Origin of the sequence: Pseudomonas sp. YuFO20, from assembly GCF_035064975.1 — a bacterium.
Classification (GTDB): domain Bacteria; phylum Pseudomonadota; class Gammaproteobacteria; order Pseudomonadales; family Pseudomonadaceae; genus Aquipseudomonas; species Aquipseudomonas putida_AE.
Window position 1 is genome coordinate 24873 of the sequence record NZ_JAXDEO010000042.1, and the last position, 17447, is coordinate 42319.

Annotated in this window: 13 protein-coding genes and 1 tRNA gene; 6 read left to right on the top strand and 8 right to left on the bottom strand. The window is 61.8% G+C overall.

Features of this window, described 5'->3' with window-relative positions:
* Positions 1–17 precede the first annotated feature (17 nt).
* Positions 18–698 carry a response regulator transcription factor gene (locus tag SOP85_RS21945; RefSeq protein ID WP_323628213.1) on the top strand — a complete coding sequence of 227 codons (681 nt, stop codon included), beginning with the start codon at positions 18–20 and terminating at the stop codon, positions 696–698.
* The gene (locus SOP85_RS21950) at positions 682–1878 is read left to right on the top strand and encodes a sensor histidine kinase (RefSeq protein ID WP_323628214.1); all 1197 of its coding nucleotides are present in this window, start codon (positions 682–684) and stop codon (positions 1876–1878) included. Before SOP85_RS21945 ends, SOP85_RS21950 begins: the two co-directional genes overlap by 17 nt.
* Before the next feature lie 43 nt (positions 1879–1921).
* On the opposite strand, the gene SOP85_RS21955 is transcribed toward SOP85_RS21950, so the two are convergent.
* The 7 genes from SOP85_RS21955 to fdnG all read right to left on the bottom strand — a co-directional run bounded on the left by SOP85_RS21955 (position 1922) and on the right by fdnG (position 10993).
* Positions 1922–2016 (bottom strand) — tRNA-Sec (locus SOP85_RS21955).
* Positions 2017–2022: 6 nt separating this feature from the next.
* On the bottom strand, positions 2023–3930 hold the full coding sequence (selB, locus tag SOP85_RS21960) for a selenocysteine-specific translation elongation factor (protein ID WP_323628215.1): 1908 nt from the start codon (positions 3928–3930) through the stop codon (positions 2023–2025).
* A 1-nt stretch (position 3931) separates the two neighbouring features.
* Positions 3932–5350 (bottom strand): L-seryl-tRNA(Sec) selenium transferase, encoded by a 1419-nt coding sequence (selA, locus tag SOP85_RS21965; protein WP_323628216.1) that lies wholly within the window; start codon positions 5348–5350, stop codon positions 3932–3934.
* Positions 5351–5395: 45 nt separating this feature from the next.
* Entirely contained in the window at positions 5396–6328 is a 933-nt protein-coding gene (gene fdhE, locus SOP85_RS21970; RefSeq protein WP_323628217.1) for a formate dehydrogenase accessory protein FdhE, read from the bottom strand.
* A 4-nt stretch (positions 6329–6332) separates the two neighbouring features.
* Positions 6333–6995 (bottom strand): formate dehydrogenase subunit gamma, encoded by a 663-nt coding sequence (locus tag SOP85_RS21975; RefSeq protein ID WP_274077294.1) that lies wholly within the window; start codon positions 6993–6995, stop codon positions 6333–6335.
* On the bottom strand, positions 6992–7927 hold the full coding sequence (gene fdxH, locus SOP85_RS21980) for a formate dehydrogenase subunit beta (protein WP_274077295.1): 936 nt from the start codon (positions 7925–7927) through the stop codon (positions 6992–6994). The genes SOP85_RS21975 and fdxH overlap by 4 nt, the downstream gene beginning before the upstream one ends.
* Complete coding sequence (gene fdnG, locus SOP85_RS21985; RefSeq protein ID WP_323628218.1) at positions 7928–10993, bottom strand: formate dehydrogenase-N subunit alpha; 3066 nt, start codon at positions 10991–10993, stop codon at positions 7928–7930.
* Between the two features lie 308 nt (positions 10994–11301).
* Between fdnG and SOP85_RS21990 the strand changes: the two genes are divergently transcribed.
* Entirely contained in the window at positions 11302–12456 is a 1155-nt protein-coding gene (locus SOP85_RS21990) for a MalY/PatB family protein (protein WP_323628219.1), read from the top strand.
* Between the two features lie 33 nt (positions 12457–12489).
* On the opposite strand, the gene SOP85_RS21995 is transcribed toward SOP85_RS21990, so the two are convergent.
* Complete coding sequence (locus SOP85_RS21995; RefSeq protein WP_323607159.1) at positions 12490–13722, bottom strand: MFS transporter; 1233 nt, start codon at positions 13720–13722, stop codon at positions 12490–12492.
* A gap of 232 nt (positions 13723–13954) precedes the next feature.
* Here SOP85_RS21995 and efeU point away from each other — a divergent pair, with 232 nt between their 5' ends.
* The 3 genes from efeU to efeB all read left to right on the top strand — a co-directional run bounded on the left by efeU (position 13955) and on the right by efeB (position 17425).
* Positions 13955–14800 carry an iron uptake transporter permease EfeU gene (gene efeU / locus SOP85_RS22000; RefSeq protein ID WP_323628220.1) on the top strand — a complete coding sequence of 282 codons (846 nt, stop codon included), beginning with the start codon at positions 13955–13957 and terminating at the stop codon, positions 14798–14800.
* Between the two features lie 102 nt (positions 14801–14902).
* Positions 14903–16108, top strand: coding sequence for an iron uptake system protein EfeO (gene efeO, locus SOP85_RS22005; protein ID WP_323628222.1), 1206 nt, complete (start codon positions 14903–14905; stop codon positions 16106–16108).
* 18 nt (positions 16109–16126) lie between these two features.
* Positions 16127–17425, top strand: a complete 1299-nt coding sequence (gene efeB, locus SOP85_RS22010) for an iron uptake transporter deferrochelatase/peroxidase subunit (protein ID WP_323628224.1) — start codon at positions 16127–16129, stop codon at positions 17423–17425.
* Positions 17426–17447 lie beyond the last annotated feature (22 nt).

Sequence of the window (17447 nt, forward strand, 5' to 3'; positions counted from 1 at the left end):
TAACGCGAGCATTGTCCATGCATGAAATATTATTGGTTGAAGACGACGTCGCGTTGGCCGGCACACTATGCGACTATCTTTCGGAGTTCGAAATCGATATAGATCATGCCTACGACGGGCGATCCTGCCTGGAATTGTTGAAGTCCAATAATTACGCCGCCATCATTCTGGATGTCACGATGCCGCGACTGAACGGGTTCGACACCTGCAGGCGGATCCGGGAACAAGGCAATACCGTGCCCATCATATTCCTGACGGCCCGCGACACCTTGGCTGACAAGCGGGACGGGTTCGAGGCGGGTGCTGACGACTATCTGGTGAAGCCATTTGAACCTGAAGAACTCAGGCTCAGGATCAACGCATTATTACGCCGGCAACGACCCGGGCCGCGTTCGACTCCGATAATGTGCGGGGATCTGGAGTTGACTGAAGCAACGTTCATGGTCACTCGTGGAGAGCTGCGGACCCAACTTCCCGATATACAGTTTCGAATATTGAAGATGCTTGTCGAGGCAGCCCCAAGCCCCCTCAGCAGAAGGCAGCTTGAACTCGCTATCTGGCCCGATTCTGACCCACCCGACAGCGATCCACTGCGCACCCACATCTACCGCCTCAGACGGCTACTCGCCAAGCTGAACCTGGATCACTCACTGGTCACCCTCCACGGAAAAGGATACCGGCTTGCGATCCCCCACTAATTCCTTTTTTGTCCGGATCCTCTCCATACTGATCCCCTTTTCTACCCTCGTTGCGATCATTTACAGCGTGTTGATCTGGGCCTCGATCTCGATGACAGAGGACTACATCGTCAAACATTACCTGAAGCGTGAATTTGAGGCGTTTGAGCGCGAGTACGTGCAAGACGCAAGCGCTACACCGTTACCCAATACAAGTTATCTGCAGACGTTCTGGGGTGATAGCCTCGAATTGCCAGACTTTGCCAAACCACTAAGTGAGGGACTGCACGAAATCGGCGATACGCACGTTCTCATCAAAAAAATGCCGGGCACAGCCAACAAGATCTACATGATACTTGACGAGTCCAAGATGAGTTCCCTGGACAGCTTTGCGCCAACAACAATCAGTCTGCTCTGGGCACTGGCCGGACTCATTATAATAGCGGGCGCAGTAGTTTCGATTGTCATGGCGCGAATCATATCCGCGCCGGTTGTGCAGTTAGCCAAGGATCTGTCCCGACACCCCCTCAAGACCAAACAGCTCGAAAGCAATCATCGCAAGGATGAAGTAGGTGTTCTAAGCCGAGTAATCAGTGGAGCACTTGAACGCCTGGAAAACACACTGGATAGAGAGCAAGCCTTCACCCGACATGTGAGCCATGAGTTAAGAACTCCGCTGAGCATTATCAGAAACTCCCTGGCTGTCATTAAATTGCCCGGCTGCGACGAGACGAAAAAGGCGCGCAATCTTCAACGCCTGCAGCAGGCATCAAGAGACATGGAAGATTTGATTGAACTGTTCCTTTGTCTAAGCCGCGAGAAGATCGGTCAAAAATGCGCCAACATTAATCTACAACAACTGCTGAATGACGCACTGCTGCGACACCAACCGAAAATTGACTCGATGAGTGTCCAGCTTCAGGTAAAACAGGACCTGATGATCAGCGCCGACCCAATACTGCTGAAAAGCTTGATTCACAACCTCATCAACAACGCCATCCAGCACGGCGGACAGCGCCTGCTGATTGCCGCCAACCAGAACAGCCTGGTTATTTCAAATACACTCACTGAAGTTGAATCAGTTGCAGGATATGGATTCGGCCTGGAAATCGTTTCGAGGATATGCCGATATGCCGGCTGGAGCTTGCACATACGCTCTACCTCGACAGTTTACTCCGCTAAAATAAGCCAACTTGGCTAGCGCAGGATGCTCACCCCCAAAGTTTTGCGCGAGCCAGGGAAACTGGCGGAAGGTAGCCGGAGTCGAACCTGCCCGGGAACGGATGCCGTCCCAACCGGGTTTGAAGCCCGGCCGCGCCACCGGGCGCGATTACCTTCCAAAAAATCAATGATCCGTGGACCGGGCCAGGGCATTGTCCAGGCGGATATGGCGTTTGTCGCCAAACCGCCGGGTCAGCCCGAGCCGATCGAAATATTCGAGAATCTGGATGCTGCGCTTGCGCCCCAGTCCCACCGCATCGCGAAACGCCGACACCTGGATCACCGGGTCAGCCTCGGCCAGTTGCATCAGCATAGCCGCCAATCGCCGGATCACCGCATCGGTGTAAAACAGGTCGCGGACCACTTGATGCAGCAGCCCCAGCCGGGCCATCTTGCGCAACAGCAAGCGCACGGTGGCCTCATCATGACCCAGTTCGCGCACCCACGGCGAATTGAACCCGGCGGCGTCGAACCGCGGCTGCAACTGTTGCCAAAGGGCTTCGTCCTCTTCACTCAAACGCACTTGATGACTGGGCAGATGCAGCCATGGCCCGCTGGTGGTGATGACCCCATCGGCCAGCAATTCGTCGAGCAAACTGATGAAGGACGGGCGATCGAGTGCCGTGCCGCTGAATCGACGCAGGCGATCGCGGTCCGGCCCCATCTGGTCCGGCTCCAATTGGTGAAAGCGCGCCAGATGCTCCAACACATCCGCTTTCAAGGCCTGCCAGCGGCCGGCGCTGAACAACAGCGGACCCTGGCGGGTGTCGATCAGGCGCACGTCATCCGGCAACACCCAGTTTGCCCGCGGATGGTTGAACTGGCGTTCCAGGCGTTGCAGGTCAAGCCCGCTGTCACTGTTGGCCAGCAGTGTCGGCATGACGGCTTCCAGGCCAGTGCTCGCCCGCAACGCCTGTAGCTGCGCCAGTCGCTCGGGACTGCGCCGGTGTCGGCTCGGTGCGAACGGATCGAGCACGCGACCGCCGCCCAGGGTCCGTTGCGCGCTCTGGTCACGCAGGATCAGCGGATCGCCCTTCACGGCCTGCACCGGCGCATTGAGCAGGATCTGCGCGAACATCCGCTCACCCGGCGCCAGGCTGGAGCCCTCCAGCAGGGCCACGCGCCCGGTCACGTCTTGAGTGCCGATATGCACATGCACCGGTTGAAAATGCTCGAAGGCGCGAGGCTCCCCGGGCAATAACTGCAGGTCGATATCCAGGCGCTGCGTCGGTGCGTGCAGCCACTGCGTCGACAGCCACTGGCCGCGATGAATCTGCTCCAGCGCCAGGCGATCCGCGCTCAGGTTCAAGGCAACGCGCTGTCCTGCGGACGCACGTTCGGCGGCTTGATTCTGCGCATGCAGGCCACGCACCCGCACGGGTTTGCCGAGGGGACCGAGCAACAGCGTATCGCCCACCGCCACCTCGCCGGACAGCGCCGTGCCGGTGACCACGATCCCGGCGCCTGCGACGCTGAAGGCCCGATCGATTGCCAGGCGAAAGCCACCAGCCAGGCTGCGTTGCCGCACTTCACGCTGGGCATCGAGCAACGCCTGGCGCAGGGTGTCGATGCCCTGCCCGGTCACGCTCGACAGCGTGATCAACGGGGCAATGGCATAGGGCCCGGGCGCCAACAAGGATTGGATTTGCTCGCGCACCTCTTGCACCCGGGAGGATTCGACCCGGTCGCATTTGCTGATCGCCACGAGTGCGCGGGGAATGCCCAACAGTTCGACGATGGCCAGGTGTTCCCGGGTCTGCGGCATCACGCCGTCGTCGGCGGCTACCACCAGCAACACCAGGTCGATGCCCTGTGCGCCGGCGAGCATGTTGTGGGTGAAGCGTTCATGCCCGGGTACGTCGATAAAACCGGTGAGGGCCGCGCCCGGCTCGAGGGCGGCGTAAAGGTAGCCGAGGTCGATGGTCATGCCGCGTTCGCGCTCTTCGCGGCGTCGATCACCGGCCTGCCCGGTCAGTGCCTCGAGCAATGCGGTCTTGCCATGGTCGATGTGCCCGGCAGTGCCGACGATCATCTCAGGTCACCTGCAATTGATCGAGTTGCGCCAGCCAGGCCGGTTCGTCGTCCAGTTGCCGCAGGTCCAGCCACAAGGCGTCGTCGTCGATGCGCCCGAGCACCGGGATCGGCAAGGCGCGCAGCGCTTCTTCGAGCCCAAGCAGGCTTCGCCCGCGCAGACGTTTGGAGGTAAGCGGTCGCAGGCACAGCGCGGCACTGGGCAAGCGCGCCACCGGTTGGCTGCCGCTGCCGATCATGCCCAGCGCCGGCATTGCGCTGACACTCCAATGAGCGCCCATCACCCGTGCCAATGACGGTTGCAGACGTTCAGCCTGAGCGAGGATGTCGGCCTGCGTACGCGTCAGCAGGCGCAAGCTCGGCAGGCGCTCAGCCAGTCGATCCGGGTTGCGGTACAGCCCCAGTACCGCTTCGAGCGCTGCCAGAGTCAGCTTGTCGACCCGCAACGCACGTTTGAGCGGGTTTTTCTTGATCCGCGTGATCAACGCCTTGCGCCCGACAATCAACCCGGCTTGCGGGCCACCGAGCAACTTGTCGCCGCTGAAGGTGACGATGTCCGCGCCATCGAGCAGGGCCTGGCGCACCGTCGGTTCGGCCGGCAAGCCCCAACGGGTCAGGTCCAGCAGACTGCCGCTGCCGAGGTCTTCGAGCAGCGGCAAGCCATGTTGGTGCGCCAGTTGCGCCAGCTCGGCGGTCGGCACCCGGGTGGTGAAACCCTCGATGCTGTAGTTGCTCGCATGCACCCGCATGATCAAGCCGCTGCGCGGGCCGATGGCGGCTTCGTAGTCACGGGCGTGGGTGCGGTTGGTGGTGCCGACCTCGACCAGTTTCACTCCGGCCCGCGCCATGATGTCAGGGATGCGAAAGGCGCCGCCGATTTCGATCAGCTCGCCCCGGGAGATGATGCCTTCCTTGCGCGCGCCCAGGCTGTTGAGGGTCAGCAATACCGCAGCGGCATTGTTGTTGACCACGGTCACCGCCTCGGCGCCGGTCAGCTCGCGGATCAGGCCCTCGATCAGGTCGTCGCGGTCGCCGCGCTTGCCGCTGTGCAGGTCGAATTCCAGGTTCAACGGATAGCGCGCGGCCATTTGCACGGCGTCGATGGCTTCCTCCGGCAACAAGGCGCGGCCCAGGTTGGTGTGCAGGACCGTGCCGGTGAGGTTGAACACCCGGCGCACGTGGCTGCGGTGCTGGCTGGCCAGACGCTCGCCCGCCCTGCCCGCCAGCACGTTCGGGGTAAGTTCGACCTCGTTGAGAAGTCCTGCCAGGACCGGTTCGCGCAAGTCATCGAGCAACTGGCGCAGGCTGGCGAGCAAGGCGTCGCGCCCATAACGTTCGGCCAGCGGCTGGCAGGCCGGATGGCGTAGCAGGCTGTCGATCGAAGGCAGTCGCAAGGCTTGGCTGGCAGATCGGGCGGACATCAGGCGCTCCGGCAAAGGTTGACCGCCTGAGTGTAGACGCTCGCTTCAGTCGCCCCCGGGGGCCAGCAACAGATTGGGCGCAGGACGCACAAAGCCCTCCTGCTCCAGGCGCATGTCGAGGATCAGGCTGCTCAGGTCGGCGGACAAGGCTTCGGCTTCGGCGTCGCATTCGAGATAAAGCTGCTTGAGATAACTGTGGCAACCAGGGCAGGTTTCCGCGCGCAGCGGTGCCTTGTCCGCGGCGTGGCGGTCGCTGTCGCTGTCGAGGCTCACGTATTGCAAGCCTTTGCTCTGCTCGCAATACACGCACTTGACCCGCACCACATGCCATTCGCAGGCACACAGTGAGCACACCAGGTAGCGCAAGCCGTTGTATTTGCCGCGATGGCGGATCACCCCGGCCATGGCCGGTGAACCGCAAGCCGGGCATTGGTTGAGGCTGTTGCCGGGTTTCAACGTGAGGTCCTTTGTGCTCAGCAACCAATGGCTCCAGGCAACTTGCAAGGCCGCCCCCAGGAATGGCACCAGCGCCGCCGGCAACAAGGCGAACTGCCCGCTGACCAGGGCAATGGCCCAGGCCTTGAGTTGCCCGACGCTGGCCTCACGCAAGGTCGCCACGGCGTTTTCCACCGCCGGCTGTGGCGGTGGCTGATAGTGCTGCAACAGCCCCTGCAGATACGCCAGCCACGCGTCCTCGCGCACCAGGCTGTCGGCGGCAAACGGCGGCAGGCCATGCTCCAGGCACAGGCGGATGCGTTGCGGGTCCGGCACTGCCGCCGCGGGTGGATCGTCCATCAGCTGCTGCTGTACGTTGCACAACCCCGCAACCAGGCGCAGGTAATCGGCCAGCGGATGCCCTTCGGCAAGGCGCTCCAGGCGCAGCGCGCGCAAGGCGAACAGGTTTTGCGGTGGAAGGTGCAGAAACGGCGGCGATGTCGCCGCCGCTTCGATCTGTCCCGGCTCCAGGATGGTGGCCAAATCGTTATCCTTTTTTGCCCAGCGGTGGGTCGGGACGCGGACGCTCGTCGTCACGGGTCACTTCGCGGTACCAGAGTTCGTGATGTTTCCTGGCCCAGGCGCGGCTGACCCAACCATGCAGCATGGCGTTGACCGAGCCCTTGATCCAGATGCCGGCGTAGATGTGCACGATGATGCAGAGGATCAGCACGAAACCGGCCAGCGCGTGCAGCAGCATCGCCCAGCGAATCGTGGTGATGCCGAAGTACTCGCTGAAATACGCGCGCCAGATCACCAGCCCCGTGAACAGCAGTCCCAACATGCACAGCAGTAAAGTCCAGAACAGCAGCTTCTGCCCGGGGTTGTACTTGCCGATGGGAGGCACGCCCTCCTCTTCGTTTTTCATCACCCGGTCGATGCGCCGCAGCCACAGGCGATCGTTGTCGATGAAGTAGTTGGCGCGCCAGAACTGCACCACCAACCCGAGGAACAACACGAACATCACCACGCCCATGAACGGGTGCAGGATGCGCGTCCAAGGCCCGCCACCGAACAGGTGGCTCAGCCAGAACAGCGCCGGATGAAACAGCGCCAGCCCGGACAGCCCCGCCATGAAAAACAGGATCGCCACCAGCCAGTGGTTGGTGCGCTGGTTGGCGGTATAGCGCAGGATCTGTTTGCGGATCATGGCCTGTCCTCCCGCTTCGGATCATAGGTGTGCACCGTCGGATCGACTTCATGTACGGCAGGATCGATGGGCGGCGGCAGCTCATCCTCCTCGACCACCTGCGGGCCGACGCGCACGTAGTGGAAAAATCCGGCCAGTACCGCCAGTCCCATGGCCAACAGGCCCAGGGGTTTGCTCACACCTTTCCACAGATCGACCAACGGGCTGATCACCGGATCGCTCGGCAGGCCGGCGTACAGCTTCGGCGTGTCGGCGTGGTGCAACACATACATCACGTGAGTGCCGCCGACACCGGCAGGGTCGTACAGCCCGGCGTTGTCGAAGCCGCGGCTCTTGAGGTCGACGATGCGTTCGGCGGCGTGTTCCTTCATGTCCTGCTTGGAGCCGAACACGATGGCGCCGGTCGGACAGGTTTTCACGCAGGCCGGCTCCAGCCCCACCGCCACCCGATCCGAGCACAGGGTGCATTTGTAGGCCTTGTGGTCCTTTTGCGAGATGCGCGGAATGTTGAACGGGCAACCGGTGATGCAGTAGCCGCAGCCGATGCAGTGATCCTGGTTGAAATCGACGATGCCGTTGGCGTGCTTGATGATCGCCCCGGGACTGGGGCACGCGGCCAGGCAACCGGGTTCGGCGCAGTGCATGCAGCCGTCCTTGCGGATCAGCCATTCGAGGTTGCCGGCGTCGGTTTCGTGCTCGGTGAAACGCATCAGGGTCCAGGTTTCTGCAGTCAGGTCCTGGGGGTTGTCGTAGGTACCAAGGTTGTGGCCGACCTCGTCGCGCAGCTCGTTCCATTCCGAGCAGGCGACCTGGCAGGCCTTGCAGCCAATGCACTTGGTGGTGTCGATCAGCTTGGCGACTTCCTCCTGGTCGCGTACCGATGGGGGCACGGTGGTGGTGGCCGAGCGGGCAATGATGTCTTGGCTGGCCATTTAGACTTTCTCCACGTTGACCAGGAATGACTTGGATTCCGGGGTCTGGGTGTTGCCATCGCCGAGGAACGGCACCAGGGTGTTGGTCAGGTAGCCGTGGCGCGTGAGCCCGGTGAAGCCCCAGTGCAACGGGATACCGATCTGGTGCACCACCTGGTTGTTGACCTGCAGCGGACGAATCCGCTTGGTCACCACCGCCACCGCTTCGATGAAGCCACGCTTGCTGCTGACCCGCACCCGGTCGCCGGCGACGATGCCTTTTTCCCTGGCCAGCACTTCGCCGATCTCGACGAACTGCTCGGGCTGGGTGATCGCGTTGAGCTTGCAGTGCTTGCTCCAGAAGTGGAAATGCTCGGTCAGCCGGTAGCTGGTGGCGGCGTACGGGTAGTCCTTGGCCACGCCCAGGGAATCCCAGACCGAATCGAAGATCCGCGCCGCCGGGTTGCTGGTGGCTTTCTTGTTCTGCGGGTGCAGCGGGTTGATGCCGATCGGCGTCTCGAACGGCTCGTAGTGCTCGGGGAATGGGCCTTCGTTCATCTTGTCGACGGCGAAAAACCGCGCCACGCCTTCGGGGTTCATGATGAATGGATTCATCCCCGCTTCCGGCGCCACGTCAGCCTTGAAGTCCGGCACATCGGTACCGGCCCAGGCCTTGCCGTTCCACCACACCAGGCGCTTTTTCTCGTCCCAGGGCTTGCCTTGCGGGTCGGCCGAAGCGCGGTTGTAGAGAATCCGCCGGTTCGCCGGCCAGGCCCAGGCCCAACCCTGGTGCTGGTGCATGCCATAGGGGTCGTTGTTGTCACGCCGGGCCATCTGATTGCCGGTTTCGGTCCAGCTGCCACAGAAAATCCAGCAACCGGACGCCGTGCCGCCGTCGTCCTTGAGCTGGCCGAACCCGGCCAGTTGCGTATTGCCCTTGATCAGCGCCCCCGTGGCGTCGGTAAAGTCGGTGACGGCGTAGCCGTTGACCTCCTTGGCCAGTTCTTCCGGTGACGGTTCGTCGGGCACCTTGTACGGCCACGACAGTTTCAGCAGCGGGTCGGGATAGGCCCCGCCATCGGCCTGATAGCGCTGGCGCAGGCGCAGGAACAGCTCGCTCATGATACGGATGTCGGTGTACGCCTCCCCAGGGCCGTCGGCGCCCTTCCAGTGCCATTGCAGCCAGCGACTGCTGTTGACCAGCGAACCGTCTTCCTCGGCAAAGCAGGTGGTGGGCAGGCGAATCACTTCGGTCTGGATGTCGGCGCTGTTGACGTCGTTGTATGGCCCGACCTTTTGCCAGAACTCCGAGGTTTCGGTGGCCAGCGGGTCCATCACCACCAGCCACTTGAGCTTGGCCAGCGCGGCCATCACGCGGTTTTTGTCCGGAAGCGCCGCAATCGGGTTGAAGCCCTGGCACATGTAGCCGTTGACCTTGCCCTGGCCCATCAGGTCGAACACCTTGAGGATGTCGTAGTTGGGAATATCCAGTTTCGGCAGATAGTCGTACGCCCAGTTGTTTTCCAGTGTGGCATTGGCGCCGTACCAGGCTTTCATCAGACTCACGTGGAATTTGCTGTAGTTCTGCCAGTAGGACAGTTGCCCGGGCCGCAGCGGTTTCTGCGTGCGCTTGAGGATGTAGGCGTTGTAGTCCTGCTCGGCATCGCCGGCCAGCGTGAGATAACCCGGCAGCGCGTTGGACAGCAGGCCCAGGTCGGTCAGGCCCTGGATATTGGAATGCCCGCGCAAGGCATTCACGCCCCCGCCCGGCATGCCGACGTTGCCCAGCAACAGTTGCACCATCGCCGCGCTGCGGATGATCTGCGCGCCAATCGAGTGCTGGGTCCAACCCAGGGCATAGAGGATGGTCATGGTCTTGCCCGGCGTCGAGCAAGTGGCGATCTCCTCCCAGATTTTCTGCATGGCGTCGACCGGCATGCCGCAAATCTGGCTCGCCAGTTCGATGTTGTAACGGCTGTAATGCTGCTTCATCAGTTGATAGACGCAGCGCGGGTCCTGCAAGGTCGGGTCGACTTTGGCAAAACCGTCTTCACCGAGTTCATAGCCCCAGCCGGACTTGTCCGTGTACGTACGCTTGGCCGCGTCATAGCCACTGAAAATCCCGTCCTCGAAGCCATAGCCGGCCTTGACGATGAACGATACGTCGGTGTAGTTGCGCACGTATTCGTGCTGGATCTTGTCCTCGGTCAACAGGTAATTGATCAACCCGCCCATGAAGGCGATGTCGGTTCCGGTGCGGATCGGCGCGTAATAATCGGCCACCGAGGCGGTCCGGGTAAAACGCGGATCGACCACGATCAGCCGCGCCTTGTTGTGCGCCTTGGCTTCGGTCACCCATTTGAAGCCACATGGGTGCGCTTCTGCTGCGTTGCCGCCCATCACCAGGACCAGGTTCGCGTTGGCGATATCGGTCCAGTGGTTGGTCATGGCTCCACGGCCGTACGTCGGGGCAAGACTTGCCACCGTCGGGCCGTGTCAGACACGCGCCTGGTTATCGAACCCCAGCATGCCGAGGCTGCGCACCACCTTGTGGGTGATGTAGCCCGCTTCGTTGGACGCCGCCGATGCCGCGAGAAAACCGGTGGTGAGCCAGCGGTTGACCGTCTGGCCCTGGTCGTTCTTCTCGATGAAGTTGGCGTCGCGGTCGGCCTTCATCAGGTCGGCGACGCGATCGAGCGCTTCATCCCAGGAAATGCGCGTCCACTCACTGCTGCCGGGCTTGCGCACCTGCGGGTATTGCAGGCGGCCGGGGCTGTGAATGAAGTCGAGCAAACCTGCGCCTTTGGGGCACAGGGTGCCGCGGTTGACCGGGTGGTCGGCGTCGCCTTCGATATGGATGATGTTTTGCGCGACGTTCTTGGCAGTATCGCCCTGGCTGTACATGATCAACCCGCAACCGACCGAGCAATACGGGCAGGTGTTACGGGTTTCATGGGTGTGGGCGAGCTTGAAGTGGCGCACCTGCTCGGCGAAGGCGGCAGTCGGGGCCATGCCCAACGCGCCCAGGCTCGAGCCTGCAAGGCCGATACCGGCGACCTTGAAGAACTGACGACGGCTGAGGTCCATCGTGCACTCCTGATCAGGTGGAAATCCGCTGCTTTGGCGGGTTTTTCTGGACAATCACGGTGGCGGCAGTCTGGCTACCGCCTCTTGAATTTTAGACAAGGCTGTCGAATTCACCATGACAACCGACCGTCGGGCGACGCGCCCCCTGTAGGAGCTGCCGAGTGCAACGAGGCTGCGATCTTTTGATTTTTTTAAAGCAAGATCAAAAGATCGCAGCCTGCGGCAGCTCCTACAGGTCCCGCTCGCTCCCACAGGGATTGGCGCTTATCATGGCCACCATGATTACCCGGCCTTTATGAGATTTGCGCATGACTTTCGATTTTGATCAGGTGTTCGATCGCCACGACACTGGCAGCACCAAATGGAGCCGCTACCCGGCCGACGTGCTGCCGATGTGGGTCGCCGACATGGATTTCGCCGCGCCGCCGGTGATCGTCCAGGCCCTGCAAAAGCGCCTGGAACACCCGCTGCTCGGCTACAGCATGGCCAAGGACGATTTGCGCGAAGCCATCGTGGCCGATTTGTGGAACAAGTACGCCTGGCGTGTCGAGCCGCAGGAGCTGATCTTCCTGCCGGGCGTCGAGTCGGGCTTCAACATGGCCCTCAAGGCGCTGGTACAGCCGGCACAGAACGTGGTCGTGCAAGTGCCGAACTACCCGCCCCTGCGTCACGCGCCAGGCCATTGGGGCCTGAACAAGGTCGAACTGACCTTCGACCCGCAGCCGGACGGCACCTACGCCACGCCACTGTCGACCTTGAACGAGTCCCTGCAAGGCGGCGGCGCGCTGCTGCTGAGCAACCCGCACAACCCGTTGGGCAAAACGTTCGGCCGCGAAGAACTGCTGGCCATTGCCGACATCTGCCTGGCCAACGAGGCCTGGATCATTTCCGACGAGATCCACGCCGAACTGTGCTTCGACGGTCGCCAGCACTTGCCGATGGCGTCCCTGAGCCCGCAAATCGCCCAGCGCACCATCACGTTGATGTCGGCCAGCAAGGCCTACAACATCGCCGGCATGAAGACCTCGTTCATGATCATCCAGGACCGCCACCTGCGCGAGAAGGTCAATCATGCCCGTTGCGGCATGGTCGACAGCGTCAACCCGCTGGGCATGGAAGCCACCCGCGTCGCCTACAGCGAAGCCGCGCCGTGGCTCGCCGCATTGAAAGACTACCTGCAGGCCAACCGCGATTACCTGGTCGACGCCGTGCGCAGCCGTTTGCCGGGCATCACCCTGAACGTGCCGCAAAGCACTTACCTGGCCTGGCTCGATTGCTCAGCGCTGGAGCTGGATAACCCGCAACAGTTCTTCCTCGAACAGGCCAAGGTCGGTCTGAGCCCTGGCCTGGATTTCGGCGATGACTGCAAACAGTTCGTGCGCCTGAACTTCGGCTGCCCGCGGTCATTGCTGGAAGAAGGGATTGCGCGGATGGAGCGTAGTTTGCGGCATCGTAACGCTTGATCCTGTCATGTCCGGTAGGAGCCAGACTGGCTCCTACAGTTTTTGAGCTCGCCTTGGCATGACCGTAAAAGCCGCCAGCACAATCAACAGTGTTCCTACGGCACTGACGATTGCCGTGAGGGAAAGGGTCTGGGAGTAACCCACCAGCCCGCCGACGACTCCGCTTCCTAGATAAATGAAGGGGTGCAGGCCACTGGTAAAGAACGTATCGACCGCCACCACTTTGCCGAGGTCCTTCTCGGGAGACAGTGTCTGCATCGCGGTGGCCCATCCCGTCAACCAGGCCGCTTCGACGATGCCCACGAAGGTCGCCCCCAGTATCGCCATCCAGAACGAGCTTCCCATGCCGAGAAGCGCCATCGCGCCAGCCAGCAGCAAGCCGCAGGCCACGGCAAGACTGATCAGTCGCTCATGGCCGCAAGCGAGAACCGTGATGACAGATCCAATGCACGCACCGAATCCCGACGCGGCCAGACACAGTCCCCACATTTCCTGACTGAAGCGATCGCTGATGGCATAGGGTGCGACGACCAGAAAAATCGGAAAGCACAATACGTTCACCACCAGCGTGGCTGCAAAACCCAGCGAGAGCATGGAATTGCCGGTAATAACGCTAATGCCGCTGACCGCTTCTCGGATCGAGATCCCCTCCTCGCACTCACGTCGCTCTATATCGGGCAACTTCGCCGTATAAACGGCAGCGCAAAAGAACGTCAGACCATCGATCAAGATGCCCCAGACCGGGTCCCAGAAAATGATGAACACGCCCAGCGTCGCGGGAAACAGCACAGCAACCAGGTTATCGACAAAGTTCATCGCACCATTGCCGGCAACCAGTGCTTGCTTGGGCAGCAAATTGACGAGCAGTACCTGGGCACACGGACGGGATACCCCGATGCCGATGCCAAAGATCAGATAGGCAAAGATCAGGCACCACCAAGGCGCACCGCAGAAGATCAGCGCCACGGCGGTGAGCTGCGCAATACCCCGAGCCGTATCGGTGTAAATCAGCACCTGTTTCGCCGACTGTCGATCCGCCAGCAAACCTCCGGCCAAGGCCCCCATCACGGTACCTACCCCGACTGCCGCCATGACAAAACCGAACACGTCCGCTGCGAATCCACTTCGAATAAGGGCTATCGGCAACGCGGCCAGGCAAATAGCGTCACCGGCCATCGAGAGGCTTTGACCGATGAGCAAATTGCGAAAAGATGAGACGTTCAGCGCTTCGGTATACGGTGAAAAGCGATCGACAATAGAGATCATGAGTAATCGTCCATGAGGCCCATGCTTGCGTCCTGATTTAAGTGCGTAGCGAGTTTGCCAGCGAAGGCGTCCTGAAGCCGGATGCAATATCCAGCGGTCCCATCGCCAGCAAGACGGCTAACATCTTAACGATTGTTCAGCTTAGGTTCAGGTAACTGTCAATCACTCCCATATGGGAATGAGTGTCATTATGTTACAACTTAGCACCCTATCTAATTCCCCACGGTGCTGAATGCTCGTTCCTTTCCTGATCATGCTGCGCGAAGGCATTGAAGCCGCTTTGATCGTTGGCATTATCGCCAGTTATCTCAAGCAGACCGGCCGCGGCCAATGGATGCCCGCGGTGTGGATCGGGGTGTTCCTCGCCGCCGCCCTCGCGCTGTTGGTGGGCGGTGGCCTGGAGTTGGTCAGCGCCGAGTTTCCGCAGAAGCAGCAGGAGCTGTTTGAGGGTCTGGTCGGCCTGGTAGCGGTCGGCATTCTCAGTTCCATGGTGTTCTGGATGCGCAAGGTGGCGCGTTCGATCAAGCACTCGCTGCACGTTTCCCTCGATCACGCGTTGGCCGGCACCCGGAACCAGGTGTTCGCGCTGATCGCCATGGTGTTTTTCGCCGTGGCCCGCGAAGGCCTGGAGACGGTGTTTTTCCTGCTCGCGGTATTCCAGCAAAGCGAAGGCCCGGCGGCCCCCTTGGGCGCCCTGCTCGGCCTGGTGCTGGCCATCGTCGTCGGTTTCCTGATCTACAGCGGCAGCATGCGCCTCAATCTCGGTGCGTTTTTCCGCTGGACCGGGCTGTTCATCCTCGTGGTGGCGGCGGGAATCCTGGCCAACTCGGTGCAGGCGCTGCATGAGGCCGGGATCTGGAATCACTGGCAGACCGTGCTCTTCGATTTCAGCACCTCGCTGCCGATGGACGGCCCACTGGGCTCGGTGCTGGCCGGGATGTTCGGTTACCAGGACGCCCCGACCGTCAGCACCCTCGGGGCCTATCTGATTTATCTGCTGGTGGCGGCGGTCATGTTCTTCATCCCTGCACCGCGCCCCTGTAGGAGCGAGCTTGCTCGCGATGGTCGTGAACGATAACGCGCCAAACCAGATTTCCAGCGGCGCCCAATGGTTTTTCGCGAGCAAGCTCGCTCCTACAGGGTTAGTCCATTCCCCCGCTTCCAGTCAGTAAGGGCAACCATGCCAGATCAAACTCCACCCCAGGTCTCCCCACCCCGAGCCTTGCGCTGGGCGGTGGCCGGTTCGGTGATCGTGATGATCGCCGCCGGCGGCCTGTTCTACTATGCCGCGCAATTGGCCGCGGCCAAGCGCGAACGCCAGGCCAACCATGACCAGGTGCTGGTGACCATTGCCGGCCACAGCTGCGAGCCGAACGCCCTGACGGTGCCGGCCGGGCGTTCCAGCTTTCGCATCGTCAACCGTTCCGATCGCGCCGTCGAATGGGAAATCCTCGACGGTGTGCTGGTGATCGAGGAACGGGAAAACATCGCGCCCGGACTGAGCCAGGTGATCAACGCCAACCTGCTGCCCGGCGATTACACCATCACTTGCGGCCTGCTGAGCAACCCGCGCGGCACGCTGCACGTTACCCCGACGGCGGCGTCGGAAGCCGCCGCCAAGGCCGGGCCTGCCTTACTGGCGTTTGTCGGGCCGCTGTCGGAGTACCGCGTGTACCTGAGCACCCAGGGTTCGATGCTGACCAAGGCGGTCACGGCCCTGGAGCAAGCCATTGGGGCCGGCGACCTCGAACAGGCGCAGGCGCTGTACCTGCCGGCGCGCGCTGCATATCAGAGACTGGCGCCCGCCGCTCAACGCCTGGGGCAATTGAACAACGCGATCAACGCCCGTGCGGACTACTTCGAACAGCGCGAACAGGATCCGGGTTTCGTGGGCTTCCATCGCCTCGAATATGCGTTGTTCGAGCAACGCAACCTCGACCGCCTGGCACCGCTTGCCCAGCGCCTGCTGACGGACGTCACGGCGCTCAAGCAACAGTTACTGGCCCAGTCCCTGGCGCCGGAGCAACTGGTGAGCATCGTGGTACGCAATCTCGACAACATCGCCCAGGTGCGAGCCAACACGGGCGAAGAGGAGCGCTACAGCCACAGCGATCTCAACGGCTTCGCCGGCAACCTTGATGCCAGCCGCAAAGTGGTCGTGCTGCTGCGCCCATTGCTGGGCAAATCCGCCGCGCCACTGCTGGCAAACATCGACACGGCCCTGGCCGACTTCGATGGCGAACTCAACGGCTTCAAGGTCGGCGACGGTTATGCCAGCTACGACAGCGTGAGCGCCGAACAACGCCAACAGATCGCCGACAAGGCCAAGGCACTGGCCGCCGCACTCGATGCCATAGACCCCGCCCTTGGCCTTTCCGGCCTGTAAGCAGAAGACGACTTTCAGATGAACGATTCAGAGCAATTCAACCTTCAGCGCCGCCGGGTCCTGATGGGCATGGGCGCCGCCGGTGTCGCACTGGCAGGTGGAGCCTTGAGCTGCCCGGCCATGGCCGCCAGCCTCGCGCAAGTGACCGAGGCGCCCAGCAGCGAGCGCACCCATGACCGCCATGATTTCCATGGCAAACACCAGAGCGGCATCATCACCCCACGCCCGGCGTCCGGCATGCTGGTGGCCTTTGATGTGCTGGCCAGCGATCGCGATGACCTGGAGCGGCTGTTTCGCACCCTGAATCAACGCATTGCGTTTTTGATGAAGGGCGGCGCGGTGGCTCAGGTCGATCCGAAACTGCCCCCGGTGGATTCGGGGATTCTCGGGCCGGTGGTCACGCCGGATAACCTGACCATCACCGTGTCTGTGGGCGCATCGCTGTTCGACGAGCGTTTCGGCCTGAGCGACGTCAAGCCCAAGCGTTTGATCCGGATGGTCGGCTTCCCCAACGATGCGCTGGAAGCCGATTGCTGCCACGGCGACCTGAGCATCCAGTTCTGCGCCAACACCGCCGATACCAACATCCACGCCCTGCGCGACATCGTGAAGAATCTGCCGGACTTGCTCCTGGTGCGCTGGAAGCAGGAAGGCAGCGTGCCGCCCCAAGCCCCGGCCAAACCGGGTATGCCGGCACAGAGCGCGCGCAACTTCCTGGGTTTTCGCGACGGCTCGGCCAACCCCGATTCCAACAATGCCCAAGCCATGGACCGCATCGTCTGGGTTCAGCCCGGCAGCGACGAGCCGGCCTGGGCGGCCAATGGCAGCTATCAGGCGGTGCGGATTATCCGCAACTTCGTCGAGCGCTGGGACCGTACGCCGCTGCAGGAACAGGAAAGCATTCTGGGCCGGGTCAAGGCCAGCGGTGCGCCCATGGGCGGCCAGCATGAATCGCAAGTCCCCGACTACGGCAAGGACCCCCAAGGCAAGCTGACCCGGCTCGACGCGCATATCCGCCTGGCCAACCCGCGCACCGCCGCGACCCAGGCCAACCTGATCCTGCGCCGGCCCTTCAACTATTCCAACGGTGTAAACAAGAACGGCCAACTCGACATGGGTCTGCTCTTCATCTGTTACCAGGCCGATCTGGAGAAAGGCTTCATTGCCGTGCAAACCCGACTCAACGGCGAACCGCTGGAGGAATACCTCAAGCCAGTCGGCGGCGGGTACTTCTTCACACTGCCGGGTGTCACCGGTGACCAGGATTTCCTGGGCCGCTCGCTGCTTGAAGCCACACAAGCCAAAACAACAATCTGACCACCACAACCCCGACGGAACC